The sequence below is a fragment of the Pseudomonas sp. SWRI179 genome, assembly GCF_014268705.1.
In the GTDB taxonomy this organism is placed as follows: Bacteria; Pseudomonadota; Gammaproteobacteria; order Pseudomonadales; family Pseudomonadaceae; genus Aquipseudomonas; species Aquipseudomonas zanjanensis.
The window spans coordinates 23,526-45,450 of the sequence record NZ_JABWRA010000052.1; the positions used below are offsets into that span (position 1 = coordinate 23,526).

Genomic DNA, 21,925 nt, shown 5'->3' on the forward strand with positions numbered 1-21,925 from the left:
GCTTGCTCGCGAATGCGGTGTGTCAGTAGGCAAATGTGTGACTGACACACCGCATTCGCGAGCAAGCCCGCTCCCACAGGGGATGCTTCAGGTCTTAGTGGTTCATGCTCTGGAAATGCGCCAGCATCCGTTGCGCGTCCGGCGCCACGCCACTGAACAGTTCGAACGCCTTCACCGCCTGGAACACCGCCATGTTGCCGCCATCCAGCGTGCGGCAGCCGATGGCGCGGGCGTTGCGCAGCAGCTCGGTTTCCAATGGGAAGTAAACGATTTCCGCGACCCACAAAGCGCTCCGCAACAGCTCGACCGGCACCGGCATGCCCGGCAGTTTCGCCATGCCCATGGGCGTGGTGTTCACCAGACCGTCGGCCTCGGCCATGGCCGTTGGCAGGTCATGCCCGGCGCGAGCGCGGCCGGTGCCGAAGTGTTGATTCAAGTTATCGGCCAGTGCCTCGGCGCGGCTGACTTCGACGTCAAAGATGCTCAAGGTTTCCACGTTCTCTAGCAACAGCGCATGGGCCACCGCCGCGCCGGCGCCACCGGCGCCCATCTGGACCACGCGTTTGCGCGCCACTTCCCCCAGGCCACGGCGAAAACCTTCGGCGAACCCCAGGCAGTCGGTGTTATGGCCGATGCGCTTGCCGTCCTTGAGCACCACCGTATTGACCGCGCCGATGCCACGGGCCTCGGGCGACAGCTCGTCCAGCAGCGGGATGATCGCCTGCTTGCAGGGGAAGGTGATGTTCAGGCCGGTGAAGTCCATGCGTTCGGCGGCCACCAGCAAATCGGCCAGGGCACCGCTGTCGAGCTTCAACGCGTCCAGGTCGATCAGTCGATAGAGATAACGCATGCCTTGGGCATCGCCTTCGCGCTCATGCAGCGCTGGCGTGCGGGACGCCTGGATACCCGCGCCGATCAGGCCGGCCAGCACAGTGATATTCGACATGCCCATCAACCCTTCAACCGCTGACTGAAATGTTCAAGGGCCAGGCGATAACCATGGCTGCCAAACCCGCACATCACGCCAATGGCGACGGATGAGACAAAGGAGTGGTGGCGGAAGGTTTCACGGGCATGAACGTTGGACAGGTGGACTTCGATGACCGGCACTTCGCTGGCCACCAGGGCGTCACGGATCGCCACGGAAGTGTGGGTCCAGGCCGCCGGGTTGATGACGATACCGGCGCACCGGCCCCGGGCACCGTGAATCCAGTCCAGCAATTCGCTTTCCTGGTTGGTCTGGCGGAACTCTACCGCCAAGCCGAATTCGTCGGCGGCGCGCCCGCACAGTGCAGAGATATCGGCCAGGGTTTCATGGCCGTAGGTGGCCGGCTCGCGGGTGCCGAGCAGGTTCAGGTTCGGGCCGTTGAGCACCAGAACGATCGGAGGCATCGCAGTTTCTCCACATTTTTATTGTTGGTGTCGGCGGGGTTTCAGCCGGTGGAGATAAATTGTACTAGATGGTTAATTTGGTCAAATAAAGCAGCGGTCGTTGGGCAATAAGTGTTCGATGATCGAACATTGCCGGCCGAAAGGGGAGGGAGAGCAATTGTGGCGAGGGAGCTTGCTCCCGCTGGGCCGGTCCGACGCTTCGGGCGTAGCAGCCCCAAGCTTTTTGCGGTTGCTGCGCAACCGAGCGGGAGCAAGCTCCCTCGCCACAATAGGTATGTGTTGGCTTAACGCCGAGTCAACAACACCCCGGATTCCATGTGATGGGTCCAAGGAAATTGATCGAACAACGCACAACGCGTGATGCGGTGGGTGTCGTTCAGCTGTGCGATGTTCGCGGCGAGGGTCTCCGGGTTGCAGGAGATATAGAGGATGTTGTCGAACCGCCGAGTCAACTCGCAGGTGTCCGGGTCCATGCCGGCGCGAGGCGGGTCGACGAAGACACTGCCGAACTCGTAGCTTTTCAGGTCGATGCCCTGCAGACGACGGAACGGCCGGACTTCGTTCAAGGCTTCGGTCAGTTCTTCGGCGGACAGGCGCACCAGGGTGACGTTATCCACGGCGTTTTCGCTGAGGTTGCTCAGCGCGGCGTTCACCGACGTCTTGCTGATTTCGGTGGCCAGGACTTTGCGCACGCGGGTGGCCAGGGGCAGGGTGAAGTTGCCGTTGCCGCAGTACAACTCCAGCAGATCGTCGCTGCGATCGCCCAGCGCTTCATAGGCCCAGTTGAGCATCTTCTGATTCACCGTGCCGTTGGGCTGGGTGAAGGCGCCCTCGGGTTGGCGATAGCTGAAGGTGCGGCCGCCCACTTCAAGTTTCTCCACCACGTAATCGTGGCCGATCACTTCCCGCTTGCCCTTGGAGCGGCCAATGATGCTGACGCCCAGGTCGGCCGCCAATTTTGACGCGGCCGCGTGCCAGTGCTCGTCCAGCGGGCGGTGATAACACAGGGTGATCATCGCATCGCCCGCGAGGGTGGTCAGGAATTCCACTTGGAACAGCTTGTGGCTCAGGGGCGCACTGGCTTGCCAGGCGGCCTTGAGCTGCGGCATCAATTGGTTGATGCGCAGGCTGGCAATGGGAAACTCCTCGATGAGGATCGGTGTGCGCTTGTCGTCCTGGGAGAACATTGCGTAATGCCGTTCGCCGGCCTCGCGCCAGAGGCGGAACTCGGCCCGCAGGCGAAAGTTTTTCAGGGGCGAATCGAACACCGCAGGTTCCGGTGCATCGAACGGCGCCAACAGGTCACGCAAGCGGGTGACCTTGTCCTGTAACTGGGCGGCGTAGGCCTGGGAATCAAAAGTCATGCGTTGAACCAACCCAACTTGATCACGAACAGGATCGACAGAATAACCAGCGCCGGGTTCAGCTCACGGCCACGGCCAGACACCAGTTTGATGGCGGTCCAGGCGATGAAACCGAAAGCGATGCCGTTGGCGATGGAATACGTGAATGGCATTGCCAGGGCGGTCACCACCACGGGTGCGGCGACGGTGATGTCATCCCAGTCGATTTCCGCCAGGCCCGAGGTCATCAGCACGGCGACGAACAGCAGGGCAGGCGCGGTGGCGAAGGCCGGGACGCTGGCGGCCAGTGGCGAGAAGAACAGCGCCAGCAGGAACAGGATCGCCACCACGATGGCGGTCAAACCGGTGCGGCCGCCGGCACTGACGCCCGCCGCCGATTCGATGTAGCTGGTGGTGGTGGAGGTGCCCAGCAGCGAACCGGCCATGGCGGCGGTGCTGTCGGCGATCAGCGCACGGCCCATCTTCGGCATGTGGCCGTCCTTGCCCATGAGTCCGGCGCGCTTGGCGACGCCGATCAGGGTGCCGGAGTTGTCGAACAGGTCGACGAACAGAAAGGCGAAGATCACGCTCACCAGGCCGATGTCCAGGGCGCCCTTGATGTCCAGTTGCAGGAAGGTCGGGGCCAGGGACGGTGGCGCGGAAATGATGCCGCTAAATGGCGTGAAGCCCATCAGGATCGAAACGATGGTGACCGCCAGGATGCCGATCAGCACCGCGCCGCGTACCTTCAAGGCTTCGAGGGCGACGATCAGGACAAAACCGAGGGTCGCGAGGATCGGCGCCGGTTGCTTCAAGTCGCCGAGGCCCACCATGGTCGCCGGGTTTTTCACCACGATGCCGGCATTGTTCAGGGCGATCAGCGCCAGGAACAGGCCGATACCGGCGGCAATGGCCGAACGCAGCGGCAGCGGGATGCTGTTGATGATCCACTCGCGGATGCGGAAGATCGACAACAGGAAAAACAGCACGGCGGAGACGAACACCGCGCCCAGGGCCACTTGCCAGGTGTGGCCCATGTGCAGGACCACGGTGTAGGTGAAGAAGGCGTTCAGGCCCATGCCCGGCGCGAGGGCGATCGGGTAGTTGGCGATCAGGCCCATGACCGTGGAGCCAATGGCCGCCGCCAGGCAGGTGGCGACGAACACCGCGCCCTTGTCCATGCCGGTTTCGCCGAGGATGCTCGGGTTGACGAACAGAATGTAGGCCATGGCCAGGAACGTCGTGACGCCCGCCAGGATCTCGGTCCGCACGTTGGTGTTGTGTGCCTTGAGTTGAAACAGCCTTTCCAGCATGTCTGCTCCCCGTGGCGCGCCCGGCGCCGTGAATGTATCGACCTCAACAGCAAAGCACAGGTCGCCAGCGGCGCCCGGGAATTTTCTGCGGGTCGGAAAAAGCCGCGCATCATACCAGCAGCGTAGCGTTGTGGCTGCGATCGTCGTCGATGTTTTGCCAACGCGCCAAGTGGGCCATACTGCCCGCGGTTCCGGGAGGGTCTCTATGTTCCACATGAATAAAAAGCGGCTGGTGGCTCTGGGCTGCGCGCTGGGCCTGTGGTTGCCCGGCCAGGCCGTCAATGCCGCGTCGGCCCCGCCCTTGAGTGAGGTCAAGGTGCTCAAGGTCGAGTCGCCGGCCTGTGGTTTCGAGGACATCGTCCCTGGGCAGGCGCAGACGCGTTGCGATCACAGCGGGCCGAACATAAAGGTCTACGTGCTGGAGGTTGGTTATGGCCATCAGCCCCATGTCACCCTGGACGGCTTTGAAGTCGACGGCACCCGCTCGCCGGTATGTGCCTACAGCAACGGCAATCTCAATGACTGCTCGGTGCGGACCAAAGTCGTCGGCTATGTGTACATCTTCGACCTGAAGGGCAAGCAAGAGGGCACCTTCAGCTTCAGCAACCAGTCGATCAACGCCCCGGGCAATCGGATGTCGACCCAGTTGTACATCAAATAGCCCGGCTCCCGCGTGGGAACTGCATAAACGCTGTGTAGGAGCTGCCGAGCGCAGCGAGGCTGCGATCTTTCCCCAGACGCTTGAGTCTCAAGCGCCTGTAAAAAGATCGCAGCCTTCGGCAGCTCCTACACTACAGGCATCACCCAGTGGAGAGAGCGCCCATGATTCCTGGAACCAAGATCCCCCGAGCCCTGATCGCCGTCGCCGAGGGCGTCGACGACTTGCAGACGGTCACCTTGATCGATGTGCTGCGGCGCGCGCAGATCGAAACCGTGGTGGCGAGCATCGAAGGACGGCGCATGCTCACCTGCGCCCGCGGCACGCGCCTGACGGCTGATGGCATGCTGGTGGACATGCTCGTGCAGGATTTCGACCTCGTCGTCCTGCCGGGCGGCATTATCGGCGCTCAGCACTTGGCGGCCCATCAGCCGCTGCAACAACTGATCAAGGACCAGGCCGCCGCCGGGCGTTTCTTTGCCGCCATCGCCGAAGCCCCGGCCCTGGCGCTACAGGCCTTCGGCGTCCTGCGCCAGCGCCGCATGACCTGCCTGCCAGCGGTAAGCCAGCAACTGTCCGGTTGCAGCTTCGTGGATCAGCCCGTGGTGGTGGACGGCAACTGCATCACCGCCCAAGGCTCGGCCGCCGCCCTGGCGTTTGCCTTGATGCTGGTGGAGCAACTCAGCGGCAAGGGCGTGAGGAGCGTGGTGGCGGCGGAGTTGCTGGCCTGACGGAGGTCAAGCGTGTTGGGGGAAAGGTTCGATCGCGGGTTGCTCACGGCGCTCGGCTTGCCACAAGTCATAGTCGGCCTGGACGCCCAACCACACCCTGGCCTTGCCGATCCCGGCACGTTCCAGGCGCACCGCCAGATCGGGGCTGATGGGCGCATGGCCATGCAATACCCGGGAGAGATGAGGCCGGGCGAAGCCCAGGTGTCGCGCCAGTTCGGTGACCGTGATGCCCAGCTCGGGCAACACGTCCAACCGCAAGGTTTCGCCAGGGTGTGGCGGATTGTGCATGGGCATGTTCCAGCCTCCTGATCAGTGGTAGTCCAGATAATCGACCAGTTCGATATCGGACCCGATGAAACGAAAAATAACCCGCCAGTTTCCCGAACCCCCCAGCGACCAGTACCCATCCAGCTCACCCTTGAGCGGATGCAATCGCCATCCCGGGATATCCAAGTCGTTGGCGGCCTGCGCCCTGTCCATGAACTGGAGCATGCGGGCCAGGCGTTTTCCGTGGTCCGCTCGGAATACCACGGGTCGACCCCGTCTCATAAAAGAGCCTGAGGCCTTTGTGCTGGAAGGATTTAATCATGGAACAGAGTGTAAGGCGATACATTACACTCGGTGCGGTACATATATACCGCACAGGCCCGCTAATTCATGTTGCTTGCGTTGCCCGCAGCATCGCAATTGCCTTGAACGCTTCGCCCCACCCTGAAGTCGTACCCCTTATGACGGCGGTTTCCCAAAACGCCGCGAGTACGACCAACCGTGAGGTGTTCCATGAGCGCGACCCTGTCCGAAGCGACGTCGGCGTCCTTCGTCCGTCATCCGATTCGCCTGACCCTCAATGGCCAGGTGCGAGAGTTGCAAGTGCTGGCCTGGACCACCTTGCTGGACCTGCTGCGTGAGCAACTGGACCTGGTGGGCAGCAAGAAAGGCTGCGACCACGGCCAGTGTGGGGCCTGCACCGTGCTGCGCGACGGCAAGCGGATCAATGCCTGCCTGACGCTGGCGGTGATGTGCGACGGTGCCGAGCTGACCACCATCGAAGGCCTGGCCAGTGATGAGGCTTTGCATCCCATGCAGCAGGCGTTCATCACCCATGACGCGTTCCAGTGCGGCTACTGCACGCCGGGGCAGATCTGTTCGGCGGTGGGGCTGGCCAACGAGGGCAGGGCGCAGACCCGCGCACAGATCAGTGAACTAATGAGCGGCAACCTGTGCCGGTGCGGGGCCTACAACAACATTCGCGATGCCATTGAAGACGCCTTGCCTCGTTGCCGTCAGGAACAAGGGGGTGACCGATGAACCCTTTCCAATACAGCAAGCCGGACACGGTGCAGGCGGCCGTCGATCTGTCGAGCCCGGTGTCCCGCTTCATCGCCGGCGGCACCAACCTGCTGGACCTGATGAAAGAGAACCTCACCCGCCCTGAACACTTGATCGACATCACCGGTTTGCCCCTGGCAGACCTCAGTCAAACCCCGTCTGGCGGAGTGATGATCGGCGCCTTGGTGAGCAACGCCGACCTGGCCTGGCATCCGTGGATCGAGCGCCGTTATCCGCTGCTGGCCCAGGCCATCCTGGCGGGCGCCTCGCCGCAGTTGCGCAACATGGCCAGCACCGGCGGCAATCTGCTGCAACGTACCCGCTGCTATTACTTCTATGACGCGAGCGTGCCGTGCAACAAGCGCCGGCCCGGCAGCGGGTGCCCGGCCCGGAACGGTTTGAACCGCATCCACGCGATTTTCGGTGCCAGCGATCAATGTGTCGCCACCCATCCCTCCGACATGTGCGTGGCCTTGGCCGCCCTGGAAGCGGTGGTCCATGTCCTGGGACGGGGCGGGGCGCGGACCATCGAGTTCGCCGACTTCCATCGTCTGCCCGGCGATGCCCCGGAACGTGATAACCAATTGGCTGACGATGAATTGGTCACCGCCATCGAATTGCCTGCCGCCGGTTTTGCCGACCATAGCCACTACCTGAAGATCCGTGACCGTGCCTCCTACGCCTTTGCCCTGGTTTCGGTGGCGGCGGCGCTGGAACTGGACGGGCCGGTGATTCGCCAGGCACGCCTGGCCCTGGGGGGCGTGGCGCACAAACCCTGGCGCGACCGGGCGGTGGAGAGCTGGCTGACCGGGCAGACTGTCAGCCGCGAAACGTTCACCGCCGCCGCCGATGCGCTGCTGCAACACGCCGAGCCGCTGGAGCACAACGGCTTCAAGGTCAGATTGGCGCGGCGGGCGATTGTCCGCGCCTTGAGCAATGCCGCGTTGGGTAGCGCACCGCAGGGAGGACACGCCTGATGAACGCTTCGAGCAAATCCATAGGGCAGCCACTCGACCGGGTCGATGGCTTGCTCAAGGTGACGGGCCAGGCACGTTACGCCGGTGAATATCCCGAGGACGGCCTGCTGCATGGCAGCGTCGTGTCCGGTACGGTCGCCCGTGGCCGTGTGCTGCGCATCGATGCGTCCCGAGCCTTGGCACTGCCCGGCGTAGTCGCGGTCATCGACCACACCAACCGGCCGAGAATCGCCAGCTACGACGAGCCCTACCAGGATGCCGATGCGGCGGACGGCTCGCCGTTCCGGCCGTTGTACAACGACCAAGTGCTCTACAGCGGTCAGCCGTTGGCCTTGGTGGTGGCGGAGAACCTTGAGCTGGCGCGGTATGCCGGCTCACTGGTTGAAATCGAATACGCGGCCGAGGATCACCAGACCGATCTGAAAATCCTGCAAAACGAGGCCCATCCGGCACCCGCTGAATTGCCCAAGCCTCGTGGGAATTTTCAGGGCGAGTACGCCAGTTCCGCGCTCAGCGTGGATGTGTCCTACAGCACGCCGGTGGAACACCACAACCCGATGGAGCCACACGCCTCCACCGTGCTGTATCAGCCTGACGGCAGCCTGCACATCCACGACAAGACCCAAGGCACGCAAAATTGCCAAGCCTATGTGCAAAAGGTCTTCGGCCTTGAGAAAGAGCAGGTGCGCGTGTTTGCCGCGTTTGTCGGCGGCGCCTTCGGTTCCGGACTGCGCCCGCAATATCAATTGCCGTTGGCGGTGATGGCGGCACTGGCCCTCAAGCGTTCGGTGCGGGTCAGCCTGACGCGCCAGCAGATGTTCACCTTTGGCTATCGGCCACGCACGTTCCAGCGCGTGCAGCTGGGGGCGGCGGCCAACGGCCGCTTGCTGGCCGTGGCGCACACCGCCGTCGGCCAGACCTCGCGTTTCGAAGACTTCACCGAGCACGTGGTGGAGTGGAGCGGCATGCTCTATCACTGCGACAACGTGACATTGACCTATAAGTTGGTGCCGCTGGACGTCTACACGCCCCTGGACATGCGTGCGCCCGGCGCGGCCCTCGGGCTGATCGGCCTGGAATGCGCCATGGATGAACTGGCCTGTGCCCTGGCGATCGATCCGGTGCAACTGCGGTTGATCAACTACGCCGAACGCAACGAGAACGAAGGCAAGCCCTATTCCAGCAAGGAACTGCGTGAATGTTATGCCCAAGGCGCCCGTCGTTTCGGCTGGGACAAACGCAACCCGGAACCGCGCAGCATGCGAGAAGGCCGGCAACTGGTCGGCTGGGGCATGGCCGGTGGTGTGTGGGAGGCCATGCAGCAGAAGGCCAGTGCCCGGGCCTCGCTGGATACGAATGGCATGCTGACCGTCAGCAGCGCCACCACCGACATCGGCACCGGCACCTACACGGTCATGACCCAGATCGCCGCCGAGGCGTCAGGGGTTTCCCTTGAGAACGTCAGGTTTATCCTGGGTGATTCGTCGCTGCCCACCGCGCCGTTGCAGGGCGGTTCGTTCACCGTCTCGTCGGTGGGCACCGCCGTGCAGCAGGCCTGTGAAGCGCTGAAGGAAAAACTCCTGGCCGTGGCCCGCCAGGCGTGTCCGGCCTTCAGCGGCGCGACCCTTGAGCAGGTGACGTTTGCCGATGGCCATTTGCGGCTGGGCGAAGCGAGTGTGACATTGGCAGAGCTGGCGCAGAAAAGCGGCGAGACACCGCTGCAGGCCCAGGTCACCGCCGAGCCGGACAAAAAACGCCAGGCCTACGCCACGGCCACTCACTCGGCGGTGTTTGTCGAAGTGTGGGTGGACGAGGATTTGGGGACGGTGAAGGTCAATCGAGTGGTCAGTGCCATCGCCGCCGGCCGGGTCGTCAACCCGAAAACCGCCCGCAGCCAGATTCTCGGGGGCGTGGTGTGGGGCGTCGGCATGGCCCTGCACGAAGAGACCCTGACCGACCACGCCCTCGGTCGCCACATGAACCACAACCTGGCCGAGTATCACGTGCCGGTCAGTGCCGACATCGGTGACATCGAGGTGATTTTCGTCGAGGAACAGGACGATATCGTCAATGCGCTCGGGTCCAAGGGCGTCGGTGAGATCGGCATCGTCGGGGTGGCCGCGGCGGTGGCCAATGCGATCTACCATGCCACTGGCAAGCGGGTGCGGGACTTCCCCATCACCCTCGACAAATTGCTCTAGGCCTTCGCTTCGTCCACCGGTTCGTGCATCCGGTCGCGGTTGGCCAGGGTCGGGAACAGCTTGATCCAGGTCCCGGTCACCAGCAGTGTGCCTACACCGCCCATGACCACCGCCGGCACCGTGCCGAACCAGTGGGCGGTGAGGCCGGATTCGAACTCGCCCAACTGGTTCGAAGCGCCGATGAACAGCCCGTTCACCGCGCTGACCCGGCCGCGCATTTCATCCGGCGTTTCCAATTGCACGAACGAGGCGCGGATCACCATGCTGATCATGTCTGCCGCGCCCAGCACCACCAGCACTGCCAAGGAAAACCAGAACGAGGTGGAAAGGCCGAAGGCAATGGTGGCGACGCCGAACACGCCCACTGCGGTGAACATCACCCGGCCAACCTTGCGCTCCACGGCAAACCGCGCCAGCCACAGCGACATCAGCAAGGCCCCGACCGCCGGCGCCGAACGCAGCAGGCCCAGGCCCCAGGGGCCGGTGAGCAGGATGTCCTTGGCGAACACCGGCAGCAGCGCCGTCGCGCCGCCGAGCAGCACGGCGAACAGGTCCAGGGAGATCGCCCCGAGGATGTCCGGGCGGCTGCGAATGAAGCGAACCCCGGCCAGCAACGAATCCAGGGTCGCCTTGCCTTTATTCAGCGGCGTCTGCCGGGCGGGCAGGTTGAGCATCAGGCAGCAGGCAATGAGGTAAAGCACCACGGTGGGCCCATAGACCCAGACGCTACCGAAGGCGTAGAGCAAGCCGCCCAGCGCCGGGGCGACGATGGTGGCCGACTGCTGGGCCGATTGGGCGGCGGCCACGGCGCGGGGAAACAGGCCGGCCGGAACGATGCTGGGCAGCAACGCCTGGGTGGTCGGCATTTCGAAGGAGCGGGCGGCGCCCAGCAGGAAGGCAAGGATGAAGATCATTTCCCGGGTGACATGGTCGGTGGCGCTGCCGATCGCCAGCGCCAGGGCAATCATCGCCTGCAATGACTGGCAAATCGCTGCGACCTTGCGCCGATCGTAGCGGTCCGCCACATGCCCGGTGTGGAGCATGAACAGCACGCGCGGGGCAAATTCCACCAGGCCCACCAGGCCCAAGTCGAGAACGTTGCCGGTCAGTTGATAGAGGTTCCAGCCGATAGCCACGGTGAGCATCTGGAAGCCGCTGGCGGTGAAGATCCGGGCCAGCCAGAAGGCGATGAAGGGACGGTGGTGACGGAGCAGCAGCGGTGCTTGGCTGGGCATCTATGACGGGTCCGGTGATGAAGGCTTTGAGATTATCACCGAGCTGTAACTGGAAGTTGCGATGGCTGGAAAAATAGTTAGCCAGACATCTACTTTCACTGGCGGAAGCGGTTGTTCCCGGGAACATGCGGGCCTCTGTGGCGAGGGAGCTTGCTCCCGCTGGGCTGCGCAGCGGCCCCTCGATTTTGCGGTCGCTGCGCAACCGAGCGGGAGCAAGCTCCCTCGCCACGGGGGCCGTGTGGGTTTGGAAAATCACAGCTTGAAGCAGGATTACGACACTGAGACAACCTGTCACGCGACAAAAGACCACGCCGTCCATCGGCAATAATGCGACTACTCTTTGATCATTGCTTGATCCAGATCAATACCTTTCGGGGTGTTGGGCTGGCGGCCATCCGGCCTGCGTCCTGCGTTGTGACGGTTAAAAAAAGAACGATTTGAAAAGCACTGCACTCCATATCCCTGGGGGTTGGTGCAAGCCCCACCCGCAGCCGGTTTTACCTGACAGAGGAAGACTTATGTTCGGTTTGGAGGCGCTCGATCTCGCCCGAATCCAATTCGCGTTCACAATCTCGTTCCACATCCTGTTCCCGGCCATCACCATCGGCCTGGCGAGTTACCTGGCGGTGCTCGAGGGCTTGTGGCTCAAGACCCGCGATGACACCTACCGTGACCTGTACCACTTCTGGTCGAAGATCTTTGCCGTCAACTTCGGCATGGGGGTGGTGTCCGGGTTGGTCATGGCCTATCAGTTCGGGACCAACTGGAGCCGCTTTTCAGACTTCGCCGGTGCGGTGACCGGGCCCCTGCTGACCTACGAGGTGCTCACGGCGTTCTTCCTCGAGGCGGGTTTCCTGGGCGTGATGCTGTTTGGCTGGAACCGCGTCGGCCGTGGCCTGCATTTCTTTTCCACGGTCATGGTGGCGATCGGCACCCTGATCTCGACCTTCTGGATCCTGTCGTCCAACAGCTGGATGCAGACCCCCCAGGGCTACGAAATCATCGACGGCCGGGTGATCCCGGTGGACTGGCTGGCGGTGGTGTTCAACCCCTCGTTTCCTTATCGCTTGTTGCACATGTCCACCGCGGCGTTTGTTGCCACGGCGTTCTTCGTCGGCTCGTCGGCGGCCTGGCATTTGCTGCGCGGCCGCGACAACCCGGCCATCCGCCGGATGCTGTCGATGGCGATGTGGATGGCGTTGCTGGTGGCGCCGATACAAGCGGTCATCGGCGACTTCCATGGCCTGAACACCCTCAAGCATCAACCGGCGAAGATCGCCGCCATCGAGGGCCATTGGGAAAACGTCGGCAATGAACCGACCCCGCTGATCCTGTTCGGCTGGCCCGACATGCAAGCGGAAAAAACCAAATACGCCGTGGAAATTCCCTACCTGGGCAGCCTGATCCTGACGCACTCGTTGACCGAGCAGGTACCGGCCCTCAAGGAGTTCCCGCCTGAAGATCGACCCAACTCGACCATCGTGTTCTGGTCGTTCCGGGTCATGGTCGGCCTTGGGTTGCTAATGATTTTTACCGGCCTGTGCAGCCTGTGGCTGCGCCGCAACGATCGGATCTATCAGTCCCGGCCGTTCCTCCACCTGGTGTTGTGGATGGGGCCGTCCGGGCTGGTTGCGATCCTGGCCGGCTGGTTTACCACGGAGATCGGCCGCCAACCTTGGGTGGTCTACGGCTTGATGCGCACGGCCGATGCGTCGTCCGGCCACAGCTTCGCCCAGATGAGCATCACCCTGGTGCTGTTCGTCGTGGTGTATTTCGCGCTGTTCGGTGCGGGCCTGAGCTACATGATGCGCCTGGTGCGCAAAGGGCCGGTGGCCCACGAAGACGAACCGAGCGATGGCGGCCCGGGCCAGAAACGCACCCCGGCCCGGCCATTGTCGGCCGCCAACGAAGGCGACGACGACGTGGACCACAACGACCGCTCGAACAAGGGGAATTGAGTCATGGGTATTGATCTTCCGCTGATCTGGGCCGTGGTCATCATCTTCGGCATCATGATGTACGTGATCATGGACGGCTTCGACCTGGGGATTGGCATCCTCTTCCCCTTCGTTAAGGGCGAGCGCGACCGCGACGTGATGATGAACACCGTGGCGCCGGTCTGGGACGGTAACGAAACCTGGCTGGTGCTGGGCGGTGCCGGATTGTTCGGGGCGTTTCCGCTGGCCTATTCGGTGGTGCTTTCGGCCCTGTACCTGCCGTTGATCCTGATGCTCATCGGCCTGATCTTCCGCGGCGTGGCTTTTGAGTTCCGTTTCAAGGCCAAGGCTGAGAAGCGCCACCTCTGGGACAAAGCGTTCATTGGCGGTTCGCTGACGGCCACCTTCTTCCAGGGTGTGGCGCTGGGGGCGTTCATCGACGGTTTCGAGGTGGTCAATCGCCAGTTTGCCGGCGGCTCCCTGGACTGGTTCACGCCGTTCACGGTGTTCTGTGGCCTGGCGTTGATCGCGGCGTACGCGTTGCTCGGCTGCACGTGGCTGATCATGAAGACCGAGGGCAAGCTGCAAGAGCAGATGCATGACCTGGCCCGGCCGTTGGCGTTCGTGGTGCTGGCCGTGATCGGTATCGTCAGCATTTGGACGCCGCTGGCCCACGCCGACATTGCCGCCCGCTGGTTCACGTTGCCGAACCTGTTCTGGTTCCTGCCGGTGCCGATCCTGGTATTGGTGACCATGTACGGGTTGTTCCGCGCGGTGGCCCGCAATGCCAACTACACGCCTTTCATCCTGACCCTGGTGCTGATTTTCCTCGGCTACAGCGGCTTGGGCATCAGCCTGTGGCCGAACATCGTGCCGCCGTCCATCTCGATCTGGGACGCCTCGTCACCGCCCCAGAGCCAAGGCTTCATGCTGGTGGGCACGCTGTTCATCATTCCGTTGATCCTGGTGTACACCTTCTGGAGCTACTACGTGTTCCGCGGCAAGGTGACCCATGACGACGGCTACCATTGAGGGCGTGAACATGGCCAAACCTGATTTGAAAGACATCGAGGCCGCCGAACGCAAGCCACTCTGGCAGCGGCTCGGCTGGCTGGCGCTGATCTGGGCTGGCAGCGTGCTGGCGTTGTTCATCGTCGCCAGTCTGATGCGGATGTTCATGAATGCCGCGGGGCTGACCACCCACTGATTCCCCTGTGGGGGCAAGCTTTGCTCCCACAGGGCAATCGTTATTTGCGGGCTTTGAGGATCACGAATTTCGGCGTGGCGGCCACTTGCTCGACGCCTCGGAACAACCGCGCCAGTTTGCTGTGGTAGCCCAGGTGCCGGTTGCCGACGATGTACAGCGCGCCGCCTACCACCAACGCTTCGCGAGCCTGCTGGAACATCCGCCAGGCGAGGAAATCGCCCACCACCTGCTGCTGGTGAAAGGGCGGGTTGCACAGCACCACATCCAATGACTGCGCCTCTTGTCCGGCCAGGCCATCACCGGCCCGGACGGTCACTTCGCGTTCGCCCAAGGCCGCGCGCCAGTTCTCGGCAGCCGATTGCACAGCCATGTACGACTCGTCCACCAAGGTGTAGTGGGCCTCGGGGTTTTGCAGGGCACTGGCGATGGCCAGCACGCCATTGCCGCAGCCCAGGTCGGCGACCCGGGCCGTCCCGAGATTTTTTGGCAGATGGGGCAGGAACGCACGGGTGCCGATGTCCAGGCCTTCGCGACAGAACACGTTGGCGTGGTTGAGCAGTTCGATCTTTGGCTCGTCCAGCCGGTAGCGCGTGGGGTAGGGCGATACGGCCGGGGTACTGCCTGGTGGGGAGGCGGCTGGCGTGGCGATCAGCAGCCGCGCCTTTTTCACCGCCAGTGAGGCCTGCACCGGGCCGATGTAACGCTCCAGCAAATCGCCGGCGGCCCGGGGCAGGTGTTTGATCATCGCTCCGGCAATCACTTGGGCGCCCGGCGCCAATTGGCCTTGCAGGCGAATCAGTTGTTCCTCCAGCAGGGCCAGGGTTTTCGGTACTTTGATCAGGACGCGATCGAACGGGCCGCTCAACGGCTCGCTGGCGGGCAACGTGGGCACCGCATCGAAGGGCCGGCCATTGCGCACCAGGTTTTTCTCCAGTGCCTGCAAAGCCAGGAAGGAATCACCGCTGCTGGTCACCAGGACGTTGCCGGCCAGGCTGGCCGCCAGGGCGCCGAAGCCGTCATTGAGCACCAGGACCCGAGTCTGCGCGACCGGTTGTTGTTCGGCCAGGTACGCGAGCAGGTATTCATCGGCCGCATCGAAGGCTTGCAGCGGTTCGTTCTGCTGTTCGGGTTGGCGGATCAGGTCAAGTTGAGCGAAAGGGCTGTCAAGCAGGGGCATGGCTGGGGACTCTGGAGATCAACGAATGTCCCGCTGCCTGGAGGTAGGTGTCTGTGCGGGACCACCTGAATGAAAGGCGTCGCGTGCAAGCAGCGGCATCATTCAAGAGGGACCGCAAATGGTACGTTTTTTTGTTGCACATTACTCGCGGGTTTTTCAGCTCGGCAACGCCGGGCCAAGGGTTAGATCACATGGATCTGGGCGGCTTTGGCCACCGCTGAAATCTTATTGCTGACGTTCAGCTTTCGCATGCAACTGCACACATGAAAATTCACGGTTCGTTCGGAAAGACAAAGGATCCTGCCCACTTCCGACGCCGTCTTGCCTTCGGCTGACCACCTCAACACTTCGATCTCTCTTGGCGACAAGTGACATTTGGGTTGGGCTGCGATGGCGTCCGCCAGTTTTTTGTTGGCCAGAGCATGCAGCTTTTGACTGGCGTAGATGGCGTAGCCGAGATTGTCATAATGCTCCTCGATATCAATAGGACAATGGGTTCGTACAAGGCTGAACAGACTGCACTGGGCCCCTTGTTCGTCATGAACGGCCTGGGTCCAGCCGTACTTGAGTCCCAGCCGATTAAGTTCTCGCCATAACTTGGGGGCCTGAGCGAAAACAGTCTCATTCCACAAGATAGGGAGTGATGATTGATTGCAATGTGCTACTAGTGGATCGTTCGACGCATAACCGTTTTGTTCATAAAGCCTGTCCCATCCATAAGGGTAGTTATTCAGGTTTACCTTGCTGGTGTGTTTGTCGGGGCTTCCGATATAGGCTGCAAATGCACAGTATTCAAATCCTTGATTATTAAAGAAATTCAATACTAGACGATAGGCCGTCTGCAGGTCCTTTTCACAGGATAACTTTTTCAGCAACAAGTCCTTCCACCTGTCCATCGCTTTCTCCTGGGTTTGATTCGTCCGTGCGGATCCAATCCATGATGCGAATTTTTAGTGTAGGACTATTCCCTAACTTTGGAGTGAGATTTTTTAACTAGCTTACAAAATTGTAATGTGATCTTTCTGTAGATTTGTTTCTTTTGCAGTGTCTCTAACTTTGTACAGTTTTGGTAAAAGTTATAAGTTGGTGAGTGCAGCAAAGTGCTATCACTCGCCCGTCGGTGGTGAAAAGGTTCACTTTGCGGGACACTGCACGTCTTGTCTCATAGGAGTGGCCCATGACCGACAGCGCAGAGAAGTTCACCCGCCAGACCCTGCTCGATGTCCAGCCGTTGACGTCTCATTTGTTTACCTTGCGCACGACCCGGGATCGCGGCTTTCGCTTCCGGGCGGGCCAGTTTGCCCGGTTGGGTGTCGCCAAGGCCGACGGCACCACCGTCTGGCGGGCGTACTCCATGGTGTCGTCGCCGTTCGACGAGTTCCTCGAATTCTTTTCCATCGTAGTCCCCGATGGCGAATTCACCAGCGAACTCAGCCGTTTGCAACCGGGCGATGAATTGTTGGTGGATCGCCAGGCTTTTGGCTACCTGACGCTTGACCGTTTCGTCGATGGTCGGGATTTGTGGTTGCTGTCCACGGGGACGGGCGTGGCGCCGTTTCTTTCGATCCTTCAGGATTTCGAGGTCTGGGAAAAATTCGAGCGGATCATCCTGGTCTACAGCGTGCGCGAGGCACGGGAGCTGGCCTATCAGGAGCTCATCAAGGAACTGCCCCAGCGTGACTACTTGGCCGAGTACGCTCACAAGTTTCGTTTCATTGCGACCATCACCCGTGAGCAGCATCCGGGAGCGCTCAACGGGCGGATTACTACGCTGATCGAAAATGGCGAGTTGGAGCGCGCGGCCGGCGTAGCGCTGACGCCGGAGCATTCACGGGTGATGCTATGCGGCAACCCGCAAATGATCGACGACACGCGCAAGCTGCTCAAGACCAGGGGCCTGCAACTGAGCCTGACCCGTCGTCCGGGCCAGGTGGCGGTGGAAAACTACTGGTAGGCTCAGGGCCGCTCGTTCTGAGCCTTGAGCAGATCGCGAATCTCACTCAGCAGCAGCTCTTCCTTGGTCGGGACCGGCGGGGCGCTGGGAGCCACGGCCTCTTCACGCTTAAGGCGGTTGATGGCCTTGACGCCCATGAAGATGGCGAACGCGACGATGATGAAGTCAATGGTGCTCTGGATGAATTTACCGTAGGCCAGTACCACCGCAGGCGCATCACCCTGGGCGGCCTTGAGGGTGATGGCCAGGTCACTGAAGTCCACGCCACCGATCAACAGGCCAATTGGCGGCATGACCACGTCGCCAACGAATGACGAAACGATTTTGCCAAAAGCGGCCCCGATGATGATCCCGACGGCCATGTCGACGACATTGCCTTTGACCGCGAAGGCCTTGAACTCGCTTAGCACGCCCATGAGTTATTCCTTGTGACAGATGAAAGATGAGTGGCAGTGTAAGTCAGCCCAACGGGTCTTGCTCGAAACGCTTGCTTACAAAGCTTCCGTTATCGACCTGAGCGGGGAGAAAAAGTTTACAAAGTGCCATCAATCGCGCGCGATACGCGGTTTCAGGCCCGAGCCCTATAACGTTTTTTCTATCGGCACGGTACGGCATTTCTATTTAGGTTTTCTTTTTTCCGGCACTAGCCTCTGGATGGCGCACATGGATGCGCTCTATAACATCAGAGGAACATGCTATGAACACTTCCCTTGGCCACGGGGCTTATTCCCATCGCCGCGCTTTTTTTGTGCTGACCGCGAGCCTTCTATCCTTGTCTGTCAATGCGGCCACCCTGACCCGGGACAACGGTGCGGCGGTCGGCGATAACCAGAATTCGCAAACGGCGGGTCCCAACGGTCCGACCCTGCTGCAAGACGTGCAGTTGATCCAGAAGCTCCAACGCTTCGACCGTGAACGCATCCCCGAGCGCGTGGTGCATGCCCGCGGTACCGGTGCCCACGGCACCTTCACGGTGTCCGACGACCTCAGCGACTTGACCAAGGCCAAGGTGTTCGCCGCAGGCCAGGTGACCCCGGTGTTCGTGCGGTTTTCGGCCGTGGTGCACGGTAATCATTCACCGGAAACCCTGCGCGACCCCCGTGGCTTCGCCACGAAGTTCTACACCGCCGACGGTAACTGGGACTTGGTGGGCAACAACTTCCCGACCTTTTTCATTCGTGATGCCATCAAGTTTCCAGACATGGTGCATGCCTTCAAACCCGACCCGCGGACCAACCTGGACGATGATTCGCGCCGGTTCGACTTCTTCTCCCATGTTCCAGAATCGACCCGCACCCTGACCGAGTTGTATTCCAACGCCGGCACGCCTGCCAGTTATCGTGAAATGGACGGTAATGGTGTGCATGCCTACAAATTGGTTAACGCCAAGGGTGAAGTTCATTACGTGAAGTTTCATTGGAAAAGTTTGCAGGGTTTGAAAAATCTCGATCCGAAAGAAGTTGTGAAAGTTCAGGGTCAAGATTACAGCCACATGACCAATGACTTGGTCAGTCATATCAATAAGGGCGACTTCCCGAAGTGGGACTTGTACGTTCAAGTGTTGAATCCACAGGACCTTGCCAAGTTTGATTTCGATCCATTGGACGCGACCAAGATCTGGCCGGGTGTGGCTGAGCGTAAGGTCGGGCAAATGGTCTTGAACCGTAATCCGGCGAATGTCTTCCAGGAAACCGAGCAGGTGGCCATGGCGCCGGCCAATCTGGTGCCGGGCATCGAGCCTTCCGAGGACCGTTTGCTCCAGGGACGGGTGTTTTCCTACGCCGATACGCAAATGTACCGGATAGGCGCCAATGCCCTGCAGTTGCCGATCAACGCCCCCAAGGTGGCGGTGAACAACGGCAACCAGGACGGCGCGATGAACCCGGGCAGCACCAGCACCGGCGTGAATTACCAACCGAGCCGCCTGACGCCTCGCGAAGAACCGCAAGCGGCACGCTACAGCCAGGCCGCGCTGAGCGGCAGCACCCAGCAGGCGAAGATCCAGCGCGAGCAGAACTTCAAGCAGGCCGGTGATCTGTATCGTTCGTTCAACAAGAAAGAGCGTGATGACTTGATCGAAAGCTTTGGTGGCTCGCTGGCGACCACCGATGACGAGAGCAAGCACATCATCCTGTCGTTCCTCTACAAAGCCGATCCTGAATACGGCACTGGCGTGGCCCGTGTTGCCAAAGGCGACCTGGCCCGGGTCAAGGCGCTGGCGGAAAAACTGAGCGACTGATCCACAGTCAGGCAGGTGCATGACCTGTGGGAGCAAAGCTTGCTCGCGAAGCGGCGTTGGGTCTGGAATCAGACCGAGTCGTTTGCATCGCGGGCAAGCCTTGCTCCCACAGCCTGGCTACAACAGTCATGCCCACGGTCATATGCCAGAGGAGACGTCATGATGGGTAAATTGCTTTTATCGATGCTTGTGGCCTGGTCAGTGAATGTACTGGCCGATCAACCAATAGCCACCGAACCGGCGGCGGTGCAGGAGCAACTGCAAAGTTACTATTTCGACGCCGCTCGCCGAGGCGACGTGCCGATGCTCGATACGTTTATCGAAGCCGGTTACTCGCTGGATACCCGGGATGAGAAGGGCTACACCGCGCTGATTCTGGCGGCCTACCACGGCCACGGTCCGGCGGTGGAGCGGTTGCTGGCCGCGGGGGCCGATGCCTGTGCCCAGGACAAGCGTGGCAATACCGCACTGATGGGCGCCATTTTTAAAGGCGAAGTGCAGATTGCGCGTCGTTTATTGTCCACCGACTGCAGCCCGGACCAACGCAATGGCGCGGGGCAGACCGCCGCGATGTATGCCGGCCTGTTCAAGCGTGGCGAGTTGCTCGATGCCTTGAAGGCCAAGGGCGCCGACCTGGAGGCCAGGGATCCGTTGGGCAATACCGCGACGAATCTGGCCAACGGTGAAATCAGAATGCCGGCCCCGCAATAAAGCCCGACTGCTATCATCGCGGTTTTTACCCCGGAGTTGAGATGGCCAAGGCAAAGCGCATGTACGGCTGCACCGAGTGCGGCTCGACCTTCCCCAAGTGGGCCGGCCAATGCAGTGAATGCGGAGCCTGGAACACCCTCACCGAAACCATGGTGGAAAGCGGCGGCGCGGCGGCTCCTACCGGGCGCACGGGCTGGGCTGGCCAACAGGCGCAGATCAAGACCCTGGCCGAAGTCAGCGTTGAAGAAATCCCGCGTTTCTCCACCGCGTCCGGTGAGTTGGACCGGGTGCTGGGGGGCGGCTTGGTGGACGGCTCGGTGGTGCTGATTGGTGGCGATCCGGGCATTGGTAAATCCACCATCCTGTTGCAAACCTTGTGCAACCTCGCCACGCGCATGCCGGCGTTGTACGTTACGGGCGAAGAGTCCCAGCAACAGGTTGCCATGCGCGCCCGGCGCCTGGGCTTGCCCCAGGACCAGTTGCGGGTCATGACCGAGACCTGCATCGAAACCATCATCGCCACGGCGCGCCTGGAAAAACCCAAGGTGATGGTCATCGACTCGATCCAGACCATTTTCACCGAACAACTGCAGTCGGCCCCGGGCGGCGTGTCCCAGGTGCGTGAAAGCGCGGCGTTGCTGGTGCGCTACGCCAAGCAGAGCGGCACGGCGATTTTCCTGGTGGGCCACGTCACCAAGGAAGGTGCGTTGGCGGGACCGCGGGTGTTGGAGCACATGGTCGACACCGTGTTGTATTTCGAAGGCGAATCCGATGGGCGCCTGCGTTTGCTACGGGCGGTGAAGAATCGCTTTGGCGCGGTCAACGAACTGGGGGTGTTCGGCATGACCGACAGGGGCCTGAAAGAAGTCTCGAACCCGTCGGCGATCTTTCTGACACGTGCCCAGGAAGAAGTCCCCGGTAGCGTGGTCATGGCAACGTGGGAAGGGACCCGGCCGATGTTGGTCGAGGTGCAGGCGCTGGTGGACGACAGTCACTTGGCGAACCCACGACGGGTCACCCTGGGCCTGGATCAGAACCGGCTGGCCATGCTGCTGGCGGTGTTGCATCGACACGGTGGGATCCCGACACACGATCAGGACGTGTTCCTCAACGTCGTGGGCGGGGTCAAGGTACTGGAGACCGCGTCCGACCTGGCGTTGATGGCGGCGGTGATGTCCAGCCTGCGCAACCGGCCGCTGCCCCATGATCTGTTGGTGTTTGGTGAAGTCGGGTTGTCGGGGGAAGTGCGACCGGTGCCCAGCGGGCAGGAGCGGCTCAAGGAAGCCGCCAAGCATGGCTTCAAACGCGCCATCGTGCCCAAGGGGAACGCGCCGAAGGAAGCGCCGGCGGGGTTGCAGATCATTGCGGTGACACGCCTGGAACAGGCGTTGGATGCGTTGTTCGAATAATGTCGAGGCGGATGCAGGCCTCCGTGGCGAGGGAGCTTGCTCCCGCTGGGGTGCGCAGCAGCCCCTCAAATATGCATTGCGATGTGTCAGGTTGGTGGAGTCGCTGCTTTTG

At 61.6% G+C, this 21,925-nt stretch carries 21 protein-coding genes and 1 pseudogene; 12 read left to right on the forward strand and 10 right to left on the reverse strand.

Going from position 1 to position 21,925, the window contains the following annotated elements; all coding sequences use genetic code 11:
- Positions 1-94 precede the first annotated feature (94 nt).
- The 4 genes from HU767_RS23775 to HU767_RS23790 form a co-directional block, all read right to left on the reverse strand.
- Positions 95-946, reverse strand: a complete 852-nt coding sequence (locus HU767_RS23775) for a shikimate dehydrogenase (RefSeq protein ID WP_186706531.1) — start codon at positions 944-946, stop codon at positions 95-97.
- Positions 947-951: 5 nt separating this feature from the next.
- Positions 952-1,392 carry a type II 3-dehydroquinate dehydratase gene (gene aroQ, locus HU767_RS23780; protein WP_186706530.1) on the reverse strand — a complete coding sequence of 147 codons (441 nt, stop codon included), beginning with the start codon at positions 1,390-1,392 and terminating at the stop codon, positions 952-954.
- A gap of 284 nt (positions 1,393-1,676) precedes the next feature.
- Positions 1,677-2,756 (reverse strand): tRNA (uridine(54)-C5)-methyltransferase TrmA, encoded by a 1,080-nt coding sequence (gene trmA, locus HU767_RS23785; protein WP_186706529.1) that lies wholly within the window; start codon positions 2,754-2,756, stop codon positions 1,677-1,679.
- Positions 2,753-4,048 (reverse strand): NCS2 family permease, encoded by a 1,296-nt coding sequence (locus HU767_RS23790; RefSeq protein WP_186730613.1) that lies wholly within the window; start codon positions 4,046-4,048, stop codon positions 2,753-2,755. The genes trmA and HU767_RS23790 overlap by 4 nt, the downstream gene beginning before the upstream one ends.
- 205 nt (positions 4,049-4,253) lie before the next feature.
- Between HU767_RS23790 and HU767_RS23795 the strand changes: the two genes are divergently transcribed.
- Both HU767_RS23795 and HU767_RS23800 read left to right on the forward strand, forming a co-directional pair.
- The gene (locus tag HU767_RS23795; protein WP_186730614.1) at positions 4,254-4,709 is read left to right on the forward strand and encodes a DUF4879 domain-containing protein; all 456 of its coding nucleotides are present in this window, start codon (positions 4,254-4,256) and stop codon (positions 4,707-4,709) included.
- Between the two features lie 161 nt (positions 4,710-4,870).
- Entirely contained in the window at positions 4,871-5,437 is a 567-nt protein-coding gene (locus tag HU767_RS23800) for a DJ-1 family glyoxalase III (protein ID WP_186706526.1), read from the forward strand.
- Between the two features lie 6 nt (positions 5,438-5,443).
- Here HU767_RS23800 and HU767_RS23805 read toward each other — a convergent pair whose 3' ends face one another.
- Together HU767_RS23805 and HU767_RS23810 are read right to left on the reverse strand one after the other, a co-directional pair.
- Entirely contained in the window at positions 5,444-5,731 is a 288-nt protein-coding gene (locus tag HU767_RS23805; protein WP_186730615.1) for a HigA family addiction module antitoxin, read from the reverse strand.
- Between the two features lie 15 nt (positions 5,732-5,746).
- Positions 5,747-6,026 (reverse strand): annotated as a pseudogene (locus HU767_RS23810) (type II toxin-antitoxin system RelE/ParE family toxin).
- Between the two features lie 191 nt (positions 6,027-6,217).
- On the opposite strand from HU767_RS23810, the gene HU767_RS23815 reads away from it, so the two are divergent.
- From HU767_RS23815 to HU767_RS23825, 3 genes are read left to right on the forward strand one after another with little or no spacing between them, the layout of a single operon-like run.
- Complete coding sequence (locus tag HU767_RS23815) at positions 6,218-6,745, forward strand: (2Fe-2S)-binding protein (RefSeq protein ID WP_186706524.1); 528 nt, start codon at positions 6,218-6,220, stop codon at positions 6,743-6,745.
- Complete coding sequence (locus tag HU767_RS23820) at positions 6,742-7,743, forward strand: xanthine dehydrogenase family protein subunit M (RefSeq protein ID WP_186730616.1); 1,002 nt, start codon at positions 6,742-6,744, stop codon at positions 7,741-7,743. Before HU767_RS23815 ends, HU767_RS23820 begins: the two co-directional genes overlap by 4 nt.
- Entirely contained in the window at positions 7,743-9,944 is a 2,202-nt protein-coding gene (locus HU767_RS23825; protein WP_186730617.1) for a xanthine dehydrogenase family protein molybdopterin-binding subunit, read from the forward strand. Before HU767_RS23820 ends, HU767_RS23825 begins: the two co-directional genes overlap by 1 nt.
- Here the strand turns inward: HU767_RS23825 and HU767_RS23830 are convergent.
- Entirely contained in the window at positions 9,941-11,179 is a 1,239-nt protein-coding gene (locus HU767_RS23830; RefSeq protein ID WP_186706521.1) for an MFS transporter, read from the reverse strand. The two genes, HU767_RS23825 and HU767_RS23830, sit on opposite strands and share 4 nt — an antisense overlap.
- Before the next feature lie 518 nt (positions 11,180-11,697).
- On the opposite strand from HU767_RS23830, the gene HU767_RS23835 reads away from it, so the two are divergent.
- Genes HU767_RS23835 through HU767_RS23845 form a run of 3 tightly spaced genes read left to right on the forward strand, consistent with a single transcriptional unit; the run spans position 11,698 to position 14,323 of the window.
- Positions 11,698-13,137 (forward strand): cytochrome ubiquinol oxidase subunit I, encoded by a 1,440-nt coding sequence (locus HU767_RS23835; protein ID WP_186706520.1) that lies wholly within the window; start codon positions 11,698-11,700, stop codon positions 13,135-13,137.
- 3 nt (positions 13,138-13,140) lie between these two features.
- Complete coding sequence (gene cydB / locus HU767_RS23840; protein WP_053125566.1) at positions 13,141-14,148, forward strand: cytochrome d ubiquinol oxidase subunit II; 1,008 nt, start codon at positions 13,141-13,143, stop codon at positions 14,146-14,148.
- 10 nt (positions 14,149-14,158) lie between these two features.
- A complete protein-coding gene (locus HU767_RS23845) occupies positions 14,159-14,323 on the forward strand; it encodes a DUF2474 domain-containing protein (RefSeq protein WP_003205785.1) in 165 nt (54 codons plus the stop codon).
- Between the two features lie 40 nt (positions 14,324-14,363).
- Here the strand turns inward: HU767_RS23845 and HU767_RS23850 are convergent, their stop codons facing one another.
- Together HU767_RS23850 and HU767_RS23855 are read right to left on the reverse strand one after the other, a co-directional pair.
- Positions 14,364-15,500: a methyltransferase gene (locus tag HU767_RS23850; protein WP_186706519.1), complete on the reverse strand. Its 1,137-nt coding sequence runs from the start codon at positions 15,498-15,500 to the stop codon at positions 14,364-14,366.
- A 182-nt stretch (positions 15,501-15,682) separates the two neighbouring features.
- Complete coding sequence (locus tag HU767_RS23855) at positions 15,683-16,396, reverse strand: autoinducer binding domain-containing protein (RefSeq protein WP_186706518.1); 714 nt, start codon at positions 16,394-16,396, stop codon at positions 15,683-15,685.
- Between the two features lie 281 nt (positions 16,397-16,677).
- On the opposite strand from HU767_RS23855, the gene HU767_RS23860 reads away from it, so the two are divergent.
- Positions 16,678-17,454: a ferredoxin--NADP reductase gene (locus tag HU767_RS23860; RefSeq protein ID WP_186730618.1), complete on the forward strand. Its 777-nt coding sequence runs from the start codon at positions 16,678-16,680 to the stop codon at positions 17,452-17,454.
- Between the two features lie 2 nt (positions 17,455-17,456).
- On the opposite strand, the gene mscL is transcribed toward HU767_RS23860, so the two are convergent.
- Positions 17,457-17,870 carry a large-conductance mechanosensitive channel protein MscL gene (mscL, locus tag HU767_RS23865; protein ID WP_003205779.1) on the reverse strand — a complete coding sequence of 138 codons (414 nt, stop codon included), beginning with the start codon at positions 17,868-17,870 and terminating at the stop codon, positions 17,457-17,459.
- Between the two features lie 281 nt (positions 17,871-18,151).
- Here mscL and katB point away from each other — a divergent pair, with 281 nt between their 5' ends.
- From katB to radA, 3 genes are all read left to right on the forward strand, one after another.
- Positions 18,152-19,693: a catalase KatB gene (gene katB, locus HU767_RS23870; RefSeq protein WP_186730619.1), complete on the forward strand. Its 1,542-nt coding sequence runs from the start codon at positions 18,152-18,154 to the stop codon at positions 19,691-19,693.
- 183 nt (positions 19,694-19,876) lie between these two features.
- Positions 19,877-20,404 (forward strand): ankyrin repeat domain-containing protein, encoded by a 528-nt coding sequence (locus HU767_RS23875; protein ID WP_225917659.1) that lies wholly within the window; start codon positions 19,877-19,879, stop codon positions 20,402-20,404.
- Positions 20,405-20,445: 41 nt separating this feature from the next.
- A complete protein-coding gene (gene radA, locus HU767_RS23880; protein WP_030140305.1) occupies positions 20,446-21,813 on the forward strand; it encodes a DNA repair protein RadA in 1,368 nt (455 codons plus the stop codon).
- Positions 21,814-21,925 lie beyond the last annotated feature (112 nt).